Source organism: Lysobacter sp. cf310 (assembly GCF_900114355.1).
Taxonomy (GTDB): Bacteria; Pseudomonadota; Gammaproteobacteria; order Xanthomonadales; family Xanthomonadaceae; genus Lysobacter.
This window is the reverse complement of sequence record NZ_FOSS01000002.1, coordinates 275790-293841: the sequence shown is the minus strand read 5'-3', so window position 1 is coordinate 293841 and position 18052 is coordinate 275790. Positions and strand designations below refer to the sequence as shown.

General features: G+C 66.5%; 18 protein-coding genes. 7 read left to right on the top strand and 11 right to left on the bottom strand.

Annotation, left to right across the window (positions count from 1 at the left end):
- Window positions 1-162 precede the first annotated feature (162 nt).
- Together BMZ45_RS08025 and BMZ45_RS08020 are read right to left on the bottom strand one after the other, a co-directional pair.
- Window positions 163-783, bottom strand: a complete 621-nt coding sequence (locus tag BMZ45_RS08025) for an FMN-binding negative transcriptional regulator (RefSeq protein ID WP_091634831.1) — start codon at window positions 781-783, stop codon at window positions 163-165.
- A gap of 60 nt (window positions 784-843) precedes the next feature.
- Complete coding sequence (locus BMZ45_RS08020) at window positions 844-1200, bottom strand: hypothetical protein (RefSeq protein WP_091634828.1); 357 nt, start codon at window positions 1198-1200, stop codon at window positions 844-846.
- Window positions 1201-1407: 207 nt separating this feature from the next.
- On the opposite strand from BMZ45_RS08020, the gene BMZ45_RS08015 reads away from it, so the two are divergent.
- Together BMZ45_RS08015 and BMZ45_RS08010 are read left to right on the top strand one after the other, a co-directional pair.
- On the top strand, window positions 1408-1656 hold the full coding sequence (locus BMZ45_RS08015; protein ID WP_091634825.1) for a hypothetical protein: 249 nt from the start codon (window positions 1408-1410) through the stop codon (window positions 1654-1656).
- 153 nt (window positions 1657-1809) lie between these two features.
- A complete protein-coding gene (locus BMZ45_RS08010) occupies window positions 1810-1998 on the top strand; it encodes a hypothetical protein (protein ID WP_091634822.1) in 189 nt (62 codons plus the stop codon).
- Between the two features lie 159 nt (window positions 1999-2157).
- On the opposite strand, the gene BMZ45_RS08005 is transcribed toward BMZ45_RS08010, so the two are convergent.
- From BMZ45_RS08005 to BMZ45_RS07990, 4 genes are all read right to left on the bottom strand, one after another.
- Window positions 2158-3675 (bottom strand): hypothetical protein, encoded by a 1518-nt coding sequence (locus tag BMZ45_RS08005; protein ID WP_139215438.1) that lies wholly within the window; start codon window positions 3673-3675, stop codon window positions 2158-2160.
- A 163-nt stretch (window positions 3676-3838) separates the two neighbouring features.
- Entirely contained in the window at window positions 3839-4309 is a 471-nt protein-coding gene (locus BMZ45_RS08000) for a hypothetical protein (RefSeq protein ID WP_091634816.1), read from the bottom strand.
- Between the two features lie 4 nt (window positions 4310-4313).
- A complete protein-coding gene (locus BMZ45_RS07995) occupies window positions 4314-4535 on the bottom strand; it encodes a helix-turn-helix domain-containing protein (protein ID WP_057162955.1) in 222 nt (73 codons plus the stop codon).
- Window position 4536: 1 nt separating this feature from the next.
- Window positions 4537-5049, bottom strand: a complete 513-nt coding sequence (locus BMZ45_RS07990; protein ID WP_091634813.1) for a DUF2975 domain-containing protein — start codon at window positions 5047-5049, stop codon at window positions 4537-4539.
- 369 nt (window positions 5050-5418) lie between these two features.
- Between BMZ45_RS07990 and BMZ45_RS07985 the strand changes: the two genes are divergently transcribed.
- The 4 genes from BMZ45_RS07985 to BMZ45_RS07970 are packed head-to-tail and all read left to right on the top strand — an operon-like array spanning window position 5419 to window position 11859.
- Window positions 5419-6606, top strand: coding sequence for an efflux RND transporter periplasmic adaptor subunit (locus BMZ45_RS07985; RefSeq protein ID WP_091636334.1), 1188 nt, complete (start codon window positions 5419-5421; stop codon window positions 6604-6606).
- A gap of 12 nt (window positions 6607-6618) precedes the next feature.
- Window positions 6619-9813, top strand: a complete 3195-nt coding sequence (locus tag BMZ45_RS07980; protein WP_091634811.1) for an efflux RND transporter permease subunit — start codon at window positions 6619-6621, stop codon at window positions 9811-9813.
- Window positions 9806-11245 carry an efflux transporter outer membrane subunit gene (locus BMZ45_RS07975; protein ID WP_091634808.1) on the top strand — a complete coding sequence of 480 codons (1440 nt, stop codon included), beginning with the start codon at window positions 9806-9808 and terminating at the stop codon, window positions 11243-11245. Before BMZ45_RS07980 ends, BMZ45_RS07975 begins: the two co-directional genes overlap by 8 nt.
- Entirely contained in the window at window positions 11242-11859 is a 618-nt protein-coding gene (locus BMZ45_RS07970; protein ID WP_091634806.1) for a TetR/AcrR family transcriptional regulator, read from the top strand. Before BMZ45_RS07975 ends, BMZ45_RS07970 begins: the two co-directional genes overlap by 4 nt.
- 73 nt (window positions 11860-11932) lie before the next feature.
- Here BMZ45_RS07970 and BMZ45_RS07965 read toward each other — a convergent pair whose 3' ends face one another.
- Both BMZ45_RS07965 and BMZ45_RS07960 read right to left on the bottom strand, forming a co-directional pair.
- A complete protein-coding gene (locus BMZ45_RS07965; protein ID WP_091634803.1) occupies window positions 11933-12775 on the bottom strand; it encodes a class I SAM-dependent methyltransferase in 843 nt (280 codons plus the stop codon).
- A 157-nt stretch (window positions 12776-12932) separates the two neighbouring features.
- The gene (locus BMZ45_RS07960) at window positions 12933-13508 is read right to left on the bottom strand and encodes a hypothetical protein (RefSeq protein ID WP_091634800.1); all 576 of its coding nucleotides are present in this window, start codon (window positions 13506-13508) and stop codon (window positions 12933-12935) included.
- A 52-nt stretch (window positions 13509-13560) separates the two neighbouring features.
- Here BMZ45_RS07960 and BMZ45_RS07955 point away from each other — a divergent pair, with 52 nt between their 5' ends.
- The gene (locus BMZ45_RS07955) at window positions 13561-13971 is read left to right on the top strand and encodes a winged helix-turn-helix transcriptional regulator (RefSeq protein WP_175488990.1); all 411 of its coding nucleotides are present in this window, start codon (window positions 13561-13563) and stop codon (window positions 13969-13971) included.
- Window positions 13972-14050: 79 nt separating this feature from the next.
- Here the strand turns inward: BMZ45_RS07955 and BMZ45_RS07950 are convergent, their stop codons facing one another.
- The 3 genes from BMZ45_RS07950 to BMZ45_RS07940 all read right to left on the bottom strand — a co-directional run bounded on the left by BMZ45_RS07950 (window position 14051) and on the right by BMZ45_RS07940 (window position 18010).
- Window positions 14051-15232 (bottom strand): S1 family peptidase, encoded by a 1182-nt coding sequence (locus BMZ45_RS07950; protein ID WP_175488989.1) that lies wholly within the window; start codon window positions 15230-15232, stop codon window positions 14051-14053.
- A gap of 190 nt (window positions 15233-15422) precedes the next feature.
- Window positions 15423-16643: a S1 family peptidase gene (locus tag BMZ45_RS07945; RefSeq protein ID WP_091634795.1), complete on the bottom strand. Its 1221-nt coding sequence runs from the start codon at window positions 16641-16643 to the stop codon at window positions 15423-15425.
- A gap of 134 nt (window positions 16644-16777) precedes the next feature.
- The gene (locus tag BMZ45_RS07940; protein ID WP_175488988.1) at window positions 16778-18010 is read right to left on the bottom strand and encodes a S1 family peptidase; all 1233 of its coding nucleotides are present in this window, start codon (window positions 18008-18010) and stop codon (window positions 16778-16780) included.
- Window positions 18011-18052 lie beyond the last annotated feature (42 nt).

The following is an 18052-nucleotide window of genomic DNA, read 5'->3' as shown; positions in this document are numbered from 1 at the left end:
ACGGTCCATCGACGCGATAGTGCGTTAGCGCCTACGAGCTTGGCGATGAGGACCTTTCGATGCGGCCTATCGCTCGACCTGGATGAAGTACACCCAAGGCTGCGTTCCCGCACACGAATACTTCGATACGCGGGTTCCGCCACGCAGCGGATCGCGCTCCGCTCAATCGACCGAAGCGCCGGTCCTCAGCATGGCCTCCAGCAACGGCCGCTGTTGCTCCCGTTCCAGGCCGGCGAGGATCTCCGCGAGATCGACAGGCCGCTCGTTCTGGCCCAGCTTGAACTTGGCGTAAGCCGCGATCACGCGGGCGCGGAAGGCGACCACGTAGGGAGCGAGCTTGGCGTAGCGCACGCCCATCTCGGCGACCGACCAGGCGTTCGGGCGACCGCGCTCCATGTGGTCGACCAGGCGATTCAGCGCGTCCTGGGTGGCTTCGTCGCTGTCGTCGAACTCGACTTCGATCTCCAGTTGCACGCTCTCGTAGTTCCAGGTCGGCGCCTGGGTGCGGTCGCTCAGCCACGAGGGCGAGATGTAGCCGTGCTCGCCCTGGAACACCGCCAGCGCCCGCGGCTGCCGGCGCAGCAGCTCGGTATGCGGATGGGTGCGCGGCACGTGGCCCAGCAGGCTCAGCTCGCCGTCGGCACCGCGTTCCAGCAATAGCGGTACCGGCGTGGCCAGCGGTGCGCCCTCGGTGGAGCTGATGACCAGCGCAAAGGGGTGCGCGGCGATCATGCTGTCGATGTCGGCGAGGGAGGCGGGCTTGTAGACGGGATGGGTGTTCATGCGCTCGGGGCGTCGGTGCGATCGGCAATTCTAGAAGCAAAGCGGCGGCGCGGATGCCCGCTACTGCACGAAGATCAGCAGCACGCCGCACGGGTCCCAGACATGCAGCACGCTGGAGTCGTCCACCGGTTCGGGCGGCATGTAGCGCGCCGGCGCATAGCGGCCGCTGGCCACGACCTCCTTGGCGCGTTGGTGCCAGGCCTCGATGTCCGGCACGCCGATCACCATCATGAAGTTCTCGGCCCAGTCCTTGACGTAGTAGTTCTGCAACCGGAAGCAGTGGCCGTTCAAGTCGAAATCGGCGGTGCCGCCCCAGCCCTCGGACAGGGCGAACCCCATGGCCTGGTAGAAGCCTTTGGACACTTCGAAGTCCTGGGCGGGGACGTAGGCTTTGAGGTCGGTGATGCTTAAGGACATCTCTCTCGCTCCTGAGACATGATCTGAGGCCGCTGGCTCGCTTACGAACGCTATTCAACCATCTCCCACATCCGATTGCGTGGTTGCGTTACGTCCCTGTCCAACGCGCGAGGCCATCGGCTTTACGGTTCGATTACCCGCCTTTCACGGTCCCCTCCATGCGCCATGTTCGAATGCGCGCGTCCACTCGGGCACGGGAGAACGAGCATGAGGAAATACTCGATAACGACAGCGCTGGCGCTGCTGTTGATCTGCGGATCCGCCTTCGCGACCGTGGTGACCGTCAGCGGCCACGGGCAGAGCTACGATCCGGGCATCGCCCTGGCGGATGCGCGCGCGGATGCGAATGCCCAATGCATCGCGCAAGGCGGCACGCCGCTGGAAGAGGTCTACAATCACGTCACCCGCGCCAACCTGTGGCTGGCGAGTTCGATCTGGCGTTGCGACGTGCCTTGACGCGGGCGTCGCGACCCCACGTTCCTCGTGCATGGACGGCTAACGTTCGGTAACCGTGAAGAGCGGCGAGCAAGCGCTAGACCCTGCCTTAACCGCCCAACACGCAGCGTGCAGATTAGCCGGACCCCACCCGGCGCTTACGAGGCGATCGACATGGGCAAGGACAACAGCAAGCAAGGCGGCGAAGGCCCGCCGGACGGGCAGGGCCATCAGCCGCTGCCTGGCGAAAATCCGCACGACGGTGAAGGGCAGGCGCGCCGCAAGCATGTACAGAACGCGGATCTACCGGAAGGCGAGGGCCATCAGCCGTTGCCGGGTGAGGATCCGCCTTCGAAGGATTGAGGCCGGTCCGTTCGTTGCGCGCGTCCATTAGACGAGCCGGCGGTGCCGCGCGGCGCAGCCGGTTCGCTGGCGATGCATCGCTTATCGATCGTTTCTTAAGGAGCGGGGCAGAGGATTGCGCGCCCCGTCCTAAGCCCTAGGGACGGTCGGCCAACGCATTCAGTTCGGGCATCCAGTATCGGCCGGATCGATCTTGCAGCGCGCGATGAACTTCAAGATGGCGGTTGCGTTGGTGGCGACCGGCAGGGTGCCTTGGGTCATCCATCGCGGGTAATCGTCGACCTGCGCGCTGGTGACCTTTTTCCATTGCGCAATCATGCGCGGGTCGCTAGGCGGTCCGGGCACGGCGCCGGTGCCCAGTTGCAGCGGGCCGCGCAGGAGTTGGAAGAACACATCATCCGCATTGGCGGTTGGGGCGAGGTCGAGTTTGAAGCGCGCCAGCAAGCCCAGGCCGACGGTGTCGTAGGTGCTGCCGTAGTGATACGGCGCGCAGGCCGGACTAGCCACCCGGCACATGCGAAAGTAGCCCAGCAAGCTCAGGCTGACGTCGTAGTCGGTTTGCGGCAAGCCTTGCTTATCCAGCGCAGGCATGTCGATGAGCTCGGCATAGGCCTGCGTCAGGGCGACGGGATCGTAGCCGTATTCGTGCAGCGCGGCCAAGCCATATTCGGTGCCGTCGGTGCCGGTTGTGGCGTACATGCCGTCGACGCCGCGTGGGCACGGGTCGCCCGCGCGATGCCACTGGCCGTCGGAGTAGGGCGTGGGCGCGTGGCAGTCCGGGCTATAGAACACCTTGTTGACGTAGGGACTGTCCGGCAGGCCGCCGATGGCGTAGTAGTCGTACTGGCTGAGCGCCCCCTCTTTCAAACCGCGCACGATCTTGATGGCGCCGTAGTGGTAGCCGATAACGCCGGTCCGCGCGTACACCTCTTCCAAGAAGGGCGCAGCGGCCAGGTTCCAGGCGCGCATGTTGGCGCGCAGCACGTTCTGTTGCGTGCCGTCGATGGTCTTGCGGTACACGCCGTCGAAGATGCCGTCGCGGGTGGAGCGTCCAGACAAATCGACGCGACCGACATAGTGGGGGTCGGGGTTCTGAAGACGCAGCAGGAACTGCGCGATCTCGATGGCGCGGGTTTCCCACTCGGGCTCGTTCATCGTATCGCTGGCCAGCAGTAGGGCGCGACCGCACACGGCGTTGGGTAGGGTGTCGTAGTTGGCGGTCTCGGGCGAGTCGGGGACCGCGGCGATGGCGCCGTAGTCGAACATGGAAGGAGCGTTCGAGCGCAGGCTTAGGATCAGGCCGACATAGCGCCGCACGCCTAGGCGCACGTGGTGGCGTTCGGTATGACCGTCGTTCAACAGCACCGTAAAGTCCGCGCCGTAGCGCGCGTACAGGGCCAGGAACTCCAGACTTCTGCAGGCTGCGTGATTGTTCAGACGCTCGTAGTCGCTCAGGTCCTGCGCCGCGCCGGGTGCCGACTCGTTGAGCTGGACCGAGCGACGTGCGCCGTTGGGCAGGGCCGGCGCGGACGGATTAGCCGGATCGATGTGCTCTTCCAGCAACCAGGCCGCGGTGTCCTTCAGGACCTGTTTTCCGTCTTGGATCTCCGCGGGTGTTGGATTCAGCGCCGATGCGGCGGCGTGGGAACCGATACCCAGCAAAACGACGGCAAGCATGCAGCGAAGACGCGATACATTCATGACTTCCATGGCAGTTCCGAATGGCGGCGGCAGGCGAAGACTACCCTTCAAACCTGCGCAGCACGGAGTGTTGCAAGGATATTTTCGTCATGCCATCAAGAGTGTGCCGATGGTGAAAGTCGTGAGCACAGTAATGGTGTCAGACGGCATCGCTATGTCGAAATCTCGTCGGCGGCGCATGAGTATTGCGAGCTGGCCAAGCGAAATACGTCCGCCACGCGTAACCCCACGGCACCACCAAGGCCAGCAGCGGCAGCGCCAAAAACGATGCCGCGACTTCGCCGGTGGGCGTGCCCCACAAGGTCCCGGCCTGCCACAGCGGATAGGCGACGAAGCCCAGCCAGATCGCCTTGTAGCCGATGGTGAAGAACATCAGCGGCAACCAGCGCAGCGGACGCAGCAGGCCGAACAGGGCGAGCGCCGGGTAGGTGGCCCACACGGCGAACGCGACCGCGCGCACCGGGTCCCAAGGGCCTTCGTGCGTGAGCAGTGCGCTCCAGGCGGTCGGTGTGACGAAGACCAGCATCAGCCCGAAGAACAGGCGCAGGCCCCAGAGCTGGATCGGGCGCACGCCTTCGTGACGCGGGTCGGGTGCGAACGGGTTGCGCATGGCGTCAGTCCTCGGAGGGCAGCGTGGGATCGAACGCGAGCAGGTCGCCGGGTTGGCATTCCAGCACCGCGCAGATCGCTTCTAGCGTGGAGAAGCGGATGGCTTTGGCCTTGCCGGTCTTGAGGATCGACAGGTTGGCCAGAGTGATGTCGATGCGCGAGGCGAGCTCGGTGAGCGTCATGCGGCGCGCATGCAGTTGTTCGTCCAGGCGGACCAGGATCGCCATGTCACACCGTCCCTTCGAGATCGGCGCGCATGCGGGCGCCGTGGGCGAACACGCCCGACAGCACGAACAGCAGCAGCACCGACAGCCAGGGCGCGAAGGAGAAGGCTTCAATGCGGCCCGGCTCCCACACCGCGGCGGCGATCGCGGCGACGATCAGGCGCAGCACTTCCAGCGCGACCACGCTCCAGGCGATCCGGTCGAGGCGGCGCACGTTCTCGAGGATGAAGGGATCGCCGTTGCGCACGGTGTCGACGATGGCCAGCAACCGGCGCAGCACGGTGTGCACGATCGCGGCGCCGGCGATACCGACCATGACGATGCCGCGCAGGCCGTACGAAGCCTGCGGGTACTTGGCGACCAGGTCGAAACCCAGCGCGCGTTCGGGCCAGCCGTTCATCAGGAAGCTGGCGCTGAGCAGCACGATCAGGCAGGCCAGGTAGATCAGGTTCAAGACCGTCAGGCCCTGGATGACCGGGCGGGCGACGGCGAGGGCGCGGGCGGAGGTGCGGTTCATGGAAGGCTCCCTGCGAGTTATCGTGTAGCGATAATAGACATATCGTTTTACGATAAAAATAGGCCGGAAGACAGGGGCACTCGGCGCGGAGAGCCCAGCGGCAGGGCATTGCGACTGCCGCCGCGACCGCTGCCCGCGGCGTGCCCGAGGGGTCGCCGACGGCTTTGCGATTGTTGGCTGTTCGCTTCGGCCCTGCACAAGGGCACAGGAATTACGGCCAAAAAGGCACTCAAATCGCCGCCTAGCGAGGCGAGGCCGCTTGACCTCGCCTACCAAAGAAAAGAGAATGATCGTTCATTCTATAATGTGGCCGCGGTCTGTCCGACCGCAACAACGACCTGAGGCTCCCCCATGCCGTCGCGCAAGTCCATGACCCATAACGCTATTTCCCGCGTCCCCGCAGTGATCACCGTGGCCGTGCTGGCTCTGTCCCTGGCCGCCTGCGGCAAGGGCGGCGAGCCGCAGGGCGGCCCCGGTGGCCAGAAGGGCCAGGTCACCGTGGTGACCCTGAAGCCTGAGACCGTCACCCTGACCCGCGAACTGCCGGGACGCACCAGCGCCTCGCTGGTCGCCGAGGTGCGGCCGCAGGTGAGCGGCATCGTCCAGCAGCGTCTGTTCGTCGAGGGCGGGCTGGTGCGCGCCGGCCAGCCGCTGTATCAGCTGGACGACAAGACCTACGCCGCCGATCTGGAAACCGCCAAGGCCACGCTCGCACGCGGCGAAGCGGCGCTGAGCTCGGCGCGTTTGAATGCGCAGCGTTCCAGCGACCTGGTCAAGATCGACGCGGTCAGCAAGCAGGACGACGAAACCGCGGTCGCCACGCTCAAGCAGAGCCAGGCCGATGTGGCCTCGGGCCGCGCGGCGGTGCAAAGCGCCGGCGTGATCCTCGGCCGCGCGCGCATCACCTCGCCGATCAGCGGCCGCATCGGCAAATCGACGGTGACCCAGGGCGCCCTGGTCACGGCCAACCAGGCTGACGCCCTGGCGGTGGTGCAGCAGCTCGATCCGGTGCACGTCGACATCAGCCAGTCCAGCGCCGAGCTGCTGGCGCTGCGCAAGCAGATCGCCGCCGGCACGCTCACCGAGGCCGACACGCCGGTGACGATCCTGCTCGAAGACGGCAGCAAGTACCCGCTGCAGGGCAAGCTCGCGTTCTCGGAAGTCACCGTGGACGAAGGCACCGGCAGCTTCCTGCTGCGCGTGGTGGTGCCCAATCCCGACAACCTGCTGATGCCGGGCATGTACGTGCGCGCGCTGATCGGCACCGGCGTGCGCCAGAACGCGCTGCTGGTTCCGCAGCAGGGCATCAATCGCGACCCGAAGGGCAACGCGACCGCGATGGTCGTCAACGCCAAGGGCCAGGTCGAGCCGCGCGAAGTCCAGGTCGGTCAGGCCATCGGCGACAAGTGGCTGGTCGAGAGCGGCCTGAAGGCCGGCGACAAGGTGATCGTCGAGGGCCTGCAGAAGATCGGCCCCGGCATGCCGGTCGATGCGACCGAGAAGGGCGCCGCGGCGGCCAAGCCGGCCGCGGCCCCCGCCGCCGCGCCGAAGCAGTAATCGGAGAAATTCATGGCACGGTTCTTTATCGATCGCCCGATCTTTGCCTGGGTCCTGGCGATCATCATCATGTTGGGGGGCGCGATCGCGATCACCCAGCTGCCGATTTCGCAGTACCCGACCATCGCGCCACCGACCGTATCGGTGAACGCGTCCTACCCCGGCGCTTCCGCCAAGGCCGTCGAAAACTCGGTGACCCAGATCATCGAGCAGAACATGAAGGGCATCGACGGCCTGATGTACATGTCGGCGACCAGCTCGTCCGACGGTCAGTCCGGCGTCACCCTGACTTTCGAAAGCGGCATCGATCCCGATATCGCCCAGGTGCAGGTGCAGAACAAGCTGCAGCTGGCCACCCCTTTGCTGCCGCAGATCGTGCAGCAGCAGGGCGTGAGCGTGTCCAAGGCGAACTCGTCGTTCCTGCAGGTCATCGGCTTCGTGTCCGAGGACGGCAGCATGAACGGCGCCGACATCGCCGACTACGTGGCCGCCAATCTGGTCGATCCGCTCGCGCGCGTGGACGGCGTCGGCAGCACCCAGCTGTTCGGCACCAAGTACGCGATGCGGATCTGGCTGGATCCGGACAAGCTCAACACCTACAAGCTGACCCCGACCGACGTCATCAACGCCCTGAAGGCGCAGAACGCGCAGGTCGCGGTCGGCCAGCTCGGCGGCACGCCCTCGGTGAAGGGCCAGCAGCTCAACGCGACCATCACCGCGCAGGACCGCCTGCAGACCGCCGAACAGTTCCAGAACATCGTGGTGCGTTCCAACAGCAGCGGCGCCGTGCTGAAGCTGCGCGACGTCGCGCGCGTCGAGCTGGGCCAGGAGGACTACAGCACGATCGCCCGCTTCAACGGCAAGCCGGCCACCGGCATCGCGATCTCGCTGGCGACCGGCGCCAACGCGCTGGCCACCGCGCAGGCGGTGCAGGCCGAGCTGGAGCAGCTCAAGCCCTCGTTCCCCAAGGGCCTGAAGGCGGTGACGCCGTTCGATACCACGCCGTTCGTGCGCGTGGCGATCGAGGAAGTGGTCAAGACCCTGCTCGAAGCGATCGTGCTGGTGTTCCTGGTGATGTACCTGTTCCTGCAGAACTTCCGCGCCACCCTGATCCCGACGATCGCGGTGCCGGTGGTGCTGTTGGGAACGTTCGGCCTGCTCGCGCTGTTCGGCTATTCGGTCAACATGCTGACCATGTTCGCGGTGGTGCTGGCGATCGGTCTGCTGGTGGACGACGCCATCGTCGTGGTCGAGAACGTCGAGCGCGTGATGAGCGAGGAGGGGTTGTCGCCGGTCGAGGCCACGCGCAAGTCCATGGATCAGATCACCGGCGCCCTGGTCGGCATCGGCCTGGTGCTGTCGGCGGTGTTCGTGCCCATGGCCTTCCTGGGCGGCGCCACCGGCGTCATCTACCGCCAGTTCTCGGTGACCATCGTCTCGGCGATGGCGCTGTCGGTGCTGGTCGCGATCGTGCTGACCCCGGCGCTGTGCGCGACCATGCTCAAGCAGATCGAGAAGGGGCACCACGCGTCCGACAAGGGCTTCTTCGGCTGGTTCAACAAGAAGTTCGACGCCGGCAACAGCAAGTACCAGGGCGTGGTGCGTGGCATCGTCACCCGCTCGGGCCGCTTCATGATGGTGTTCGCGGCCATGGCGGTGCTGATGGGCGTAATGTTCTTCCGTTTGCCGTCCTCGTTCCTGCCGCAGGAGGATCAGGGCTTTCTGTTCACCATCGTGCAGGCGCCGGTCGGCGCGACCCAGGAGCGCACCGGCGAGGTGCTCAAGAAGGTCGAGGAGCAGTTCCTGTCCGACAAGGCCGTGGATTCGCTGTTCACCGTGCAGGGCTTCAGCTTCGCCGGTAACGGCCAGAACGCGGGCATGGCGTTCTCGCAGCTCAAGCCCTGGGAAGAGCGCGAGGCCACCTGGGGCGACCGCTGGCGCTGGCTGACCAGCTTCGGCAAGACCCCGATGCCGGACAACAGCGTCAACGGCGTGGTCGGGCGCGCGATGGGCAGCTTCATGCAGATCAAGGACGCGTTCGTGTTCGCGCTGGCGCCGCCGGCGGTGTTCGAGCTGGGCAACTCCAACGGCTTCGTGTTCTACCTGAAGGACAACGCCGGTTTGGGCCACGACGCCCTGGTCGCCGCGCGCAATCAGTTCCTCGGCATGGCCGCGCAAAACGAGCTGATGCAAAACGTGCGACCCAACGGCATGGAAGACACGCCGCAGTTCCGCGTCGACGTCGACAATCAGAAGGCGTCGGCGCTGGGTCTGAACATCGCCGACATCAACTCCACCCTGCAGGCGGCCTGGGGCGGTCAGTACATCGACGATTTCGTCGATCGCGGCCGGGTCAAGCGCGTCTACATCCAGGCCGACGCGCCGTTCCGCATGGTGCCCAGCGACTTCAACCGCTGGTACGTGCGCAACGACAAGGGCGAGATGGTGCCGTTCTCGGCCTTCGCCACCACGCGCTGGGAATACGGTTCGCCGCGACTGGAGCGCTACAACGGCGTCTCGGCGCTGGAAATCAACGGCGAGGCCAAACCGGGCGTGAGCTCGGGCCAGGCCATGGCTGAGGTCGAGAAGCTGGTGGCGCAGCTGCCGGCGGGCATTGGCCTGGAATGGACGGGGCTGTCGTTCCAGGAGCGCCAGGCCGGCGCGCAGACGCCGCTGCTGTACACGCTGTCGCTGCTGATCGTGTTCCTGTGTCTGGCGGCGATGTACGAAAGCTGGGCGATCCCGACCTCGGTGCTGCTGATCGCGCCGATGGGCATCCTGGGCACGGTGCTGGCGACCTGGCTGCGCGGCATGGAGCGCGACGTCTACTTCCAGGTGGCGATGCTCACCACGGTGGGCTTGTCGAGCAAGAACGCGATCCTGATCGTCGAATTCGCCAAGGAGAACCTCAAGAACGGCATGGACCTGATCGGCGCCACTCTGGCCGCGGTACGCGACCGCCTGCGCCCGATCATCATGACCTCGCTGGCCTTCGGCCTGGGCGTGCTGCCGCTGGCCCTGGCCACCGGCGCGGGTTCCGGCGCGCAGCGCGCGATCGGTACCGGCGTGCTCGGCGGCATGGTGGTGGGTACCTTCCTGGGTATCTTCTTCGTCCCGTTGTTCTTCGTGGTGGTCGAGAAACTGTTCGTGAGGAAGAAGCACGCGCCGGCTGCGCAGGCTTCGGAAGGAGTGCAGAGCCATGAATAAGCTGTCGATGCATGCCCTGGCGCTGGCGATCGCGTTGGCGACCGCCGGCTGCGTGAGCCTGGCGCCGAAGCTGCCGGTCGCCGACGCGGCGATCCCGGGCGAGTGGCCGCTGCCGCCGACCACCCAGGCCTTCGCCGGCGCGGCGCCGGCGGGCGAGGCCACCGAGGCGGTCTCCACCGCCGCGGTGGCCGACATCGGCTGGCGCGATTTCTTCGTCGACCAGAACCTGCAGACCCTGATCGGGCGCGCGCTGGAGAACAACCGCGATCTGCGCGTGGCCGTGCTGAACGTGGAGAAGGCGCGCGCGCAGTACCGCATCCAGCGCGCCGACCGCGTCCCCGCGGTGGGCGTGAGCGCGCAGCTGCAACGTACCGGCGGCGACAATCAGGTGGTCAGCGATCAGTACACCGCCGGCGTGGGCATCACCAACTTCGAACTGGATCTGTTCGGCCGCGTGCGCAACCTGAGCCAGTCGGCGCTGCAACGCTACTTCGCCGAGGAAGAGGCGCGCCGCGGCGCGCAGCTGAGCCTGATCGCCGAGGTCACCAACGCCTACCTGACCCTGGCCGCCGACCGCGAGCTGCAGTCGGTGTCCGAGGCGACCTTGAAGAACCAGCAGGCGGCCTACGACCTCACCGTGAAACGGCGCGAGCTGGGCGCGGTATCGGGCCTGGAAGTCAGCCAGGCGCGCACCCAGGTCGAGCAGGCGCGCGCGGACGCGGCGCGTTACGCGGGCCAGGTGGCGCAGGACGTCAATGCGCTGAATCTGCTGGTCGGCGAGCCGGTCGATCCGGCCCTGCTGCCGCAGCGCCTGAGCGACGAAGTCAGCGGCATCGCGGCGCTGCCGTCGGGCCTGCCGTCCGAGGTGCTGTTGCGCCGTCCCGACGTGCTGCAGGCCGAGCATACGCTGCGCGCGACCAACGCCAACATCGGCGCCGCACGCGCGGCGTTCTTCCCGTCGATCAGCCTGACCGGCTTGTTCGGCAGCGCCAGCACCGAACTATCGGGCCTGTTCGATGCCAATACGCGGGCCTGGTCGGTCAACCCGGTGATCAACATTCCGATCTTTCAGGGCGGCAAGCTGCGCGCGGGCCTGGACTCGGCCAAGGCCGATCAGCAGATCGCGCTGGCGCAGTACGAGAAGGCCATCCAGGCCGGCTTCCGCGACGTCGCCGACGCGCTGGCGCTGACCCAGACCCTGGCCCAACAGCGCGAGGCGCAACAAGCGTTGGTGGAAGCCGCGGCGCGCGCGGACCAGCTCTCGACCGCGCGCTACAAGGCCGGTCGCGACAGCTACCTCAATCAGCTCGATGCCCAGCGCACCTTGTACGGCGCGCAGCAGGGCCTGGTGACCACGCGCCTGAGCGAACAGGTCAATCGGGTGACGCTCTATAAAGTACTGGGAGGTGGCTGGAACGAGCGCAGCCAATGAGCACGCCCAAGCGTACCGTCAAGGCCGAGGAACGCGCGCTCGCCCAGCGCGAGCGCATCCTGGTCGCCGCGCAGAAATGCTTCGTGATGCATGGCTTCCATGCCGCGAGCATGGCCAATATCGCCGAGACGGCCGGCATGAGCGCCGGCCTGATCTATCGCTATTTCAAGGCCAAGAACGACATCATCCTGGCCATCATCGAGCGCCAGCTCGAGGAGGCCCGGGCCGATGTGGCCAAGCTGCACGCAAGCAGCGACCTGGTCGGCGGCATCGCCGAAGTGTTTCAGCAGTGGCAGGCCAACGATCCCGGCATCACCAATGCGGCGCTGTTTCTGGAGCTCACCGCCGAAGCCACGCGCGATCCCGAAATCGCCGCGGCCACGCATGCTTCCGACAAGGTGTTCCGCGCCGACCTGGCGGCATGGTTCGCGCGCAGCTGCGAGCAGGGCGGCCTGGGCGTGCCCGAGTGCGAGGTCGAAACCCGGGTATTGATCCTGCAGTCGCTGATCGAAGGGCTGGCGATGCGCTCGATCGCGCAACCGGATCTGACCGTGGCGCAGGTAAGGGTGGCGTTGGAACGGATCCTGCCGGGCCTGCTGTCGACCCAGGACTAAGCGGCGCGTGCCGCGGCCTATCGTCCAGCAAACAGCCGCCGTTGGGCGGCTGTCTTGCATTGCAGCGCGGGATTCAGCGCCGCATACCCAGCACGCCATCCAGCGCCAGCTTCGCCTTGAACCCGGCCTTCTCCAGGCGCTTGGCGACTTCGCGCGGGACATCGCGACCGCTGGTGAGCTTGTTTGGACTGCCGGTGTAGTGAAACAGACGGCCGCCGCGGCGCAGCACGCGCGCGAGGTGGTCGTAGAAAGTTTGCGAGTACAACTCGCCGGCGATGCCGAAGCGCGGTGGATCGTGGAGCAGAGCGTCCACCGAGGCGTCGCCGATCTGCGCAATCGCTTTCGACACGTCGGCTTGGGTGAGCTCCAGGCGTCCGCCGCTGGCGGGCGCGTCGGGATCCGGCGACCAGGGATTGAGCGTGCGCAGCCATAGCACGTTCTCGTTCTTCTCGAACGAGACGATGCGCGCGGCGCCCGCCTCCAGGCAGCAGGCGGCGAAGTAGCCCAGGCCGCCGCAGGTATCCAGCACCACCTTGCCGCGCGGTTCGACCAACGCGACTTTGCGCTGGGCGTCGTCGACAGGCGAGGTCTTGGCCGTGGGCAGCATCTTGATGCCGTCGATTTCGAACGTGGGCGCGCCCCATTCGGTCGGCACCAGTTTGATCAGCGAGCCGGCGTAGCGCGATACCGTCGCGTAGTCCTCGCCGTCCCAGTAATAGACGGTGCGGTCCTTGAGCGTGCCCGGGTAGGGATAGGCACGGTCGCGCCAATGCCAGGCGTCCGCTTCCAGCCGCATTGCTTGGTTGGAGCGGCCCAGATCGAGCGAGCCGGCCCAGGTGCTCGCCTTGGCGTCGCGTGCGGCCCGCAATGCGTCGGCGACGGGGCGGGTGAACAAGGGGCCTGAATAATGGGACACGACGGCGGCATCTCGGAGGGCGCGATGATGAGCGCATGCGTCCGGAGCGAGCAGGAGCAGTGCGGCTGTGAGCTGCGGATCGTACCGCGCGCCAGCGCCGTTGTGGCGAGGAAGGGGCGCCGAGCCCGCTATGCGCGTACCCGCGGCGCGCGTGCCCTCACTCGGATGCGCGGATGCGCGTGTCGACGGCGATCCAGTTGCTTTCCCAGGTCCGGCCGCCGTCGGCGGAGTAGGCCTGCTCGAAGCGCGCCGAGTCGGGCGTGATGTCGGAAATCACGAAGCGCACCAGGATCGCGCGGCCGTCCAGGTCTTCGGCACCGTAGAACTCGCCGCGCCCGCCCTGGAAGCCGCCGTACAACGGGCGGGTCAGCATGCCGTTGCCGGCGCTGGCGTAGTTGATGTTCCACTGCCGGGTCTGCGGGTTGTACAGACGCAGGCTGGTGCCGTGGATGCGGCCGCTGGGGCCTTCGATGCGCAGCTCGACCAGATTGGCGCGGTCGTCCAGCACGCCGCGCACCACGCTGGTGCCCGTGTATTCGACCCAGTCCCGCGATCCCGACAAGGGGCGCGTCAGCCGGCGCACCTGGGTCTTCCAGGTGCCGAACTCCCAGTCGAAATCGTGTTGGCCGTCGCGCTGCGCGGTCGCGGCCTGCAGCGGTTGCGCGGACGCCGTCATCGCCAGCAGGGCCAGCAGGCAGGCGCTGTGGCGCCAGTGTCGCAGGGCGTTTTGCATCGCGGGGCTCCGTTTCGCATGATGGCGCACAGATTGCGAGCGCGAGGCGGCCATGAACAAGAACGCACCTGCAGGTAACCGTGCCCGACCCAATCCGCTGCAGGGCTGTCCGCTGGCGGCGGCGTTCGCGGCCATCGGCGGAAAATGGAAGCTCACGATCCTGTACTGGCTGGCCCACGGCGAACTGCATTTCGCCGGCCTGACGCGCCGGGTCGCGCCGATCTCGCACAAGGTGCTGGCGCAGCAGCTGCGCGAACTCGAGGCCGACGGCATCGTGGAGCGCACCCCGACCGGCACGCCACCCGCGCCGGTAATCTATCAACTCACCGCGTATGGCCAGACGCTGCTGCCGCTTATCGAGGGCGTGCGGGTCTGGGGCGAAGGGCACCTACAGCGGAGCGCCATGTCGCCCGCCGCTGCGGAAGGCCTGAGGTGTGGCTCGGCGATCGGACGGGATGCCTAAGGAATAGTCGGTCTTGCGCGGCAGATTGCGTTGATTCGGCGAACCCCTGCGCGGCCGTCGGGCCGCGCAGGGGCGTCGATCACTGGGTCACCGTGAGGGTCAGTCCGTAGCGCTGCAACAAGGGGTTGATCGGCGCGAATCGAGTCACGCGCTGGTTGGCAGGCACGCCGCAATTATTGTCCTGGCCATTCATTTGGCCGCTCGAGGTCACGCCCTGGGCCTGGTCGCCGCTGAACCAGGCACCACCGGAATCGCCCTTGCCCGCGCAGGCATCGGATTCGGTCATGCCACGCGTCGTACCGAAGCCTGGGATGAAGACGGTGACGTTCTTGGCGCGGATATGACCGCATCGGTAGCCGGTCTTGTAGCCCGAGCGACAGACCGCGCCGCCGAGCGGGGTTTCGGCGCTGCCTCGTATCGGTATGAGCGCGCCGAACGCGAAGTAGTCGTTCACGTACGGCATCATGTTATGGCCCGGGAACACCGCAACCCAAGCGCTATCGAAGGCGTTGTCCAGCCGGCTGAAATGGCCGATCCACTCGCCGCCATGGTTCACGTAGCGATTGGGAGCGCCGCAATGCGCGGCGGTGGCAAAGCCGATGTGCGGGCCCTGGGTGACCGAAAAGCCGACCGAGCACGCGCGGGCATAGAAGTTTCCGTCAGCGGCGGTATAACCGTAAGGATTGCCGCCGGCGACGTTCTGTACCAGCAGTTCTTCGCGGCTTTCGGCGGTTTTGAAACGCACGGTGTCGATGTCCGCGCCGCTGGCGGCGACGAAGTCGATGCCGGCCTCGGTGGCGCCAGGCGCGAGGGCGACCACCACGGTGTTGCTTTGCGGGTCGACATGCCAGGATTGAATGCCTTCGGCCAGCGGCTTGCTGATGCCGGGGATGCGCGAACTCGCGTTGCGATCCAACGATTCCTTGGACCGCTCAAGCGCGGCCAGGCTGTGGCGCACCTTGCGTAGTTCCACGCCCGCGCGGCGCAGGCTGGGACCGACGCTGCCGGATGCGGCGACAACCTGACGATAGGAGCCATCGCTCTGTCGCTCGATCCAGGTGCCGGCGAAATTCTTGCCCAATGCGCTTCGCGCCAACGCCTCTTCGCCGGCGGCCGCCTGTTCTACGCTGCGCAGGGCGGTCACCTGTTGGGCGGTCAGGCCCAGGTCGCGTTGCATCGCCTTGCCGATCAGCGGGTGCAGGGGGCCGGCGGCAAGCGCCGTGCCGGAGACGAAGCCGATGCAGGCCAGAGCGGTGGCCATCGCGAGCGGACGGCGTAGCGATGAGCGAGGGGTGCGGCGTTGTGTATGTGACATGGCAAACCTCCGTTGAGTTCGAGTTGAATGTCGTGGCGCGGCGATGTCCTGTTCCGAAGTTCCTGCGCTAGGGGAACTACGTGGTGCGACTTGGATGAGCCCCAGGCATGGCCTCCTGCCATGCCTGGGCGGCCGTTCATTGAGTGACCGTCAAGGTCAGGCCGAAACGGCGCAGCAGCGGGTTGATCGGGGCGAAGTAGGTCTCGCGCCACGCCGCGGGCAGGCTGCAGTTGTCGTTGCCGCCAAGGACAGCGGCCGAAGACACGCCCTGGGCCTGGTCGCGGCTTAGCCAGGAACCGCCGGAGTCTCCCCTTCCGGCGCAGGCATCGGTCTTGGTCAGACCCGACCAGACTTTGCCGTTGGAAAGCGGAGCGGAAACGTTCTTGGCGCGGACGTAGCCGCAGCGGTAGCCGGTGGTCGCTCCAGAGCGGCAGACCGAGGCCCCGATCCCCACTTCGGCGCTGCCTCGGACGGGAAGCAGGGCGCCGAAGGCGAAGTAATCGTTGACGTAGGGCAGCAAGGTATGGCCGGGGAACACCGCTACCCAGGCGTTATCGCTGCCTTCGTCCAGCGCGCTGAAGTGGCCGATCGTTTCGCCGCCATGGAACACATAGCGATTGGGCGCGCCGCAATGCGCCGCGGTGGCGAAGCCGATATGCGGCCCTTGGGTAACCGAGAAACCGACCGAGCAGAACACGCCACCCTTGGCGGAGATCGCATAGCCGTTGCCGCCGGCGATCGTCTGCGCGAGCGGCTCCACCACGCCTTCCCTGGTCTCGAAGCGCACGGTCTGGATATCGGCGCCGCTCGCGGCGACGAAGTCGATGCCTGCCTCGGTAGCGCCCGGGGCCAGCACGATCACCACGGAGTTGGTCTGCGGCTCTACGTACCAGGAGTGAATTCGGCCCGCGATCGGCTTGCTGATGCCGGGGATGCGCGCAAGCGCGTTGCGATCCAACGCGTCTTTCGACCGCTCCAAACTGGCCAGACTGTGCCGTACCTGGCGCAGTTCCGTCCCCGCGCGGCGGACGCTGGGCTTGATGGCTCCGGACGCGGCGACGACTTGGCGATAGGAGCCGTCGGCCTGGCGTTCGATCCAACTGCCGGCGAAGTGAATGCCGAATGCGCGCCGGGCGAGCGCTTCCTCTCCAGCAGCGCCCTTTTCCAGGTTCTGCAGGGCGGTGACCTGATGGAGTGCGAGGCCGAGGTCGCGTTGCATGGCCTGGCTCATCAGCGGGTGCAGGGTATCGGCGGCAACCGCAGTACCGCAGGCGAAGCCGAAGCAGACCAGGGCGGCGGCTCTCGCTGCTTGCCGGCCTAGCGATGAACGATGGGGGTAGCGCTGTGCATGGGACATGGCGAACCTCTCTTACGAGTCGAAATGTCGATAGCGCGGCGATGTCCGTTGCGAAGGCCGCGCGCTTGGGGGCCACTGGGTGGTGCGGCGTCGAAAAGCCCAGGCATGGCCACCCGCCATGCCTGGGCGGCCGTTTACTGCGTGACCGTCAAGGTCAGGCCGTAACGCTGCAGCAAGGGGTTGATGGGAGCGAAGTAGGTTTTGCGGGTCGCTTCGGGCACACCGCAGTTGTCCGTCTTGCCCACTGGGATCTCGCCGCTCGAGGTCACGCCCTGTGCCTGATCGCCGATAAGCCAGGAGCCGCCGGAGTCGCCCTGGCCGGCACAGGTACTGGCTTGGGTCAGGCCCTGAACGACGCCGAAGTTCGTTACATTGAGAGAGACGTTCTTGGCGCGGATGTGGCCGCATTGGAAGCCGGTCTTGTAGCCGGAGCGGCAGACTGCGGAACCGATCCCCGCTTCAACGCTGCCACGTATCTCCAACAGGCGATTGAACGCGAAGTAGTCGTTGACGTAGGGCATCATGTTGTGGCCCGGGAACACCGCCACCCAGGCACTGTCGTAGGCATTGGTGATCTGACTGAAATGGCCGATCCATTCGCCGCCATGGGCCACATAGCGATTGGGGGCCCCGCAATGCGCGGCGGTAGCGAAGCCGATGTGCGGCCCCTGGGTGACCGAGAAGCCGACCGAGCAGCCACCGGTCTTGCCGTCGGGCCGCTGGAAGGCGTAAGGATTGCCACCGGCCACGTTCTGCGCCAGCAATTGCGGGGTGCCTTCACTAGTCTCGAAGCGCACCGTCTCGATGTCGGCGCCGCTGGCGGCGACGAAATCGATGCCGGCCTCGTCAGCGCCCGGCGCCAGCGCGACCACCACGGTGTTGGTCTGCGGATCGACGTGCCAGGAATGGATGCCTGCGTCCAAAGGCTTGCTGATGCCGACGATCTGCGAACGCACACTGCGGTCCAGCGATTCTTTGGACCGCTCTAGTGCGGCCAGGCTGTGCCGCACCTTGCGCAACTCCACGCCCGCGCGGCGGGCGCCGGGCTTCACCGGGCCGGATGCCGCCACGACTTGGCGGTATGAACCGTCGGCCTGTCGTTCGATCCAACTGCCGGCGAAATTGCTGCCCAATGTGCGCTTGGCCAAAATTTCTTCCGAGGCCGCCGCTTTCTCCACGTTACGCAGCGCCGTGATCTGGCGCAGCGTCAGGCCCAGGTCGCGCTGCATGGCCTGACTCATGACCGGATGCAGTTCGCTGGCGCTTACCGACGCACCGCAAGCTAAGCCGATGCAGACCAGTGTCGTGGTGGCGACCAGCGACTGCCGGAGCGCCCCTTTGCGATTGAAACGCGCGGTGTTCGACATGATGTCTCTCCTAAGTGAGGGTGAAGGATGCGAAAGCGCGGT

Excerpts from the sequence above, each read along its gene's own strand:
- BMZ45_RS08000 (WP_091634816.1), bottom strand. The coding sequence starts at position 4,309 with ATGCGCAACCCGTTCGCACCCGACCCGCGTCACGAAGGCGTGCGCCCG.
- BMZ45_RS07980 (WP_091634811.1), top strand. The coding sequence starts at position 6,619 with ATGGCACGGTTCTTTATCGATCGCCCGATCTTTGCCTGGGTCCTGGCG.
- BMZ45_RS07985 (WP_091636334.1), top strand. The coding sequence starts at position 5,419 with ATGACCCATAACGCTATTTCCCGCGTCCCCGCAGTGATCACCGTGGCC.
- BMZ45_RS07940 (WP_175488988.1), bottom strand. The coding sequence starts at position 18,010 with ATGTCGAACACCGCGCGTTTCAATCGCAAAGGGGCGCTCCGGCAGTCG.
- BMZ45_RS07960 (WP_091634800.1), bottom strand. The coding sequence starts at position 13,508 with ATGCAAAACGCCCTGCGACACTGGCGCCACAGCGCCTGCCTGCTGGCC.
- BMZ45_RS07945 (WP_091634795.1), bottom strand. The coding sequence starts at position 16,643 with ATGTCCCATGCACAGCGCTACCCCCATCGTTCATCGCTAGGCCGGCAA.
- BMZ45_RS08005 (WP_139215438.1), bottom strand. The coding sequence starts at position 3,675 with ATGCTTGCCGTCGTTTTGCTGGGTATCGGTTCCCACGCCGCCGCATCG.
- BMZ45_RS07975 (WP_091634808.1), top strand. The coding sequence starts at position 9,806 with ATGAATAAGCTGTCGATGCATGCCCTGGCGCTGGCGATCGCGTTGGCG.
- BMZ45_RS07970 (WP_091634806.1), top strand. The coding sequence starts at position 11,242 with ATGAGCACGCCCAAGCGTACCGTCAAGGCCGAGGAACGCGCGCTCGCC.
- BMZ45_RS07950 (WP_175488989.1), bottom strand. The coding sequence starts at position 15,232 with ATGGCCACCGCTCTGGCCTGCATCGGCTTCGTCTCCGGCACGGCGCTT.
- BMZ45_RS08010 (WP_091634822.1), top strand. The coding sequence starts at position 1,810 with ATGGGCAAGGACAACAGCAAGCAAGGCGGCGAAGGCCCGCCGGACGGG.
- BMZ45_RS07990 (WP_091634813.1), bottom strand. The coding sequence starts at position 5,049 with ATGAACCGCACCTCCGCCCGCGCCCTCGCCGTCGCCCGCCCGGTCATC.
- BMZ45_RS07955 (WP_175488990.1), top strand. The coding sequence starts at position 13,561 with ATGAACAAGAACGCACCTGCAGGTAACCGTGCCCGACCCAATCCGCTG.
- BMZ45_RS08015 (WP_091634825.1), top strand. The coding sequence starts at position 1,408 with ATGAGGAAATACTCGATAACGACAGCGCTGGCGCTGCTGTTGATCTGC.
- BMZ45_RS08025 (WP_091634831.1), bottom strand. The coding sequence starts at position 783 with ATGAACACCCATCCCGTCTACAAGCCCGCCTCCCTCGCCGACATCGAC.
- BMZ45_RS08020 (WP_091634828.1), bottom strand. The coding sequence starts at position 1,200 with ATGTCCTTAAGCATCACCGACCTCAAAGCCTACGTCCCCGCCCAGGAC.
- BMZ45_RS07995 (WP_057162955.1), bottom strand. The coding sequence starts at position 4,535 with ATGGCGATCCTGGTCCGCCTGGACGAACAACTGCATGCGCGCCGCATG.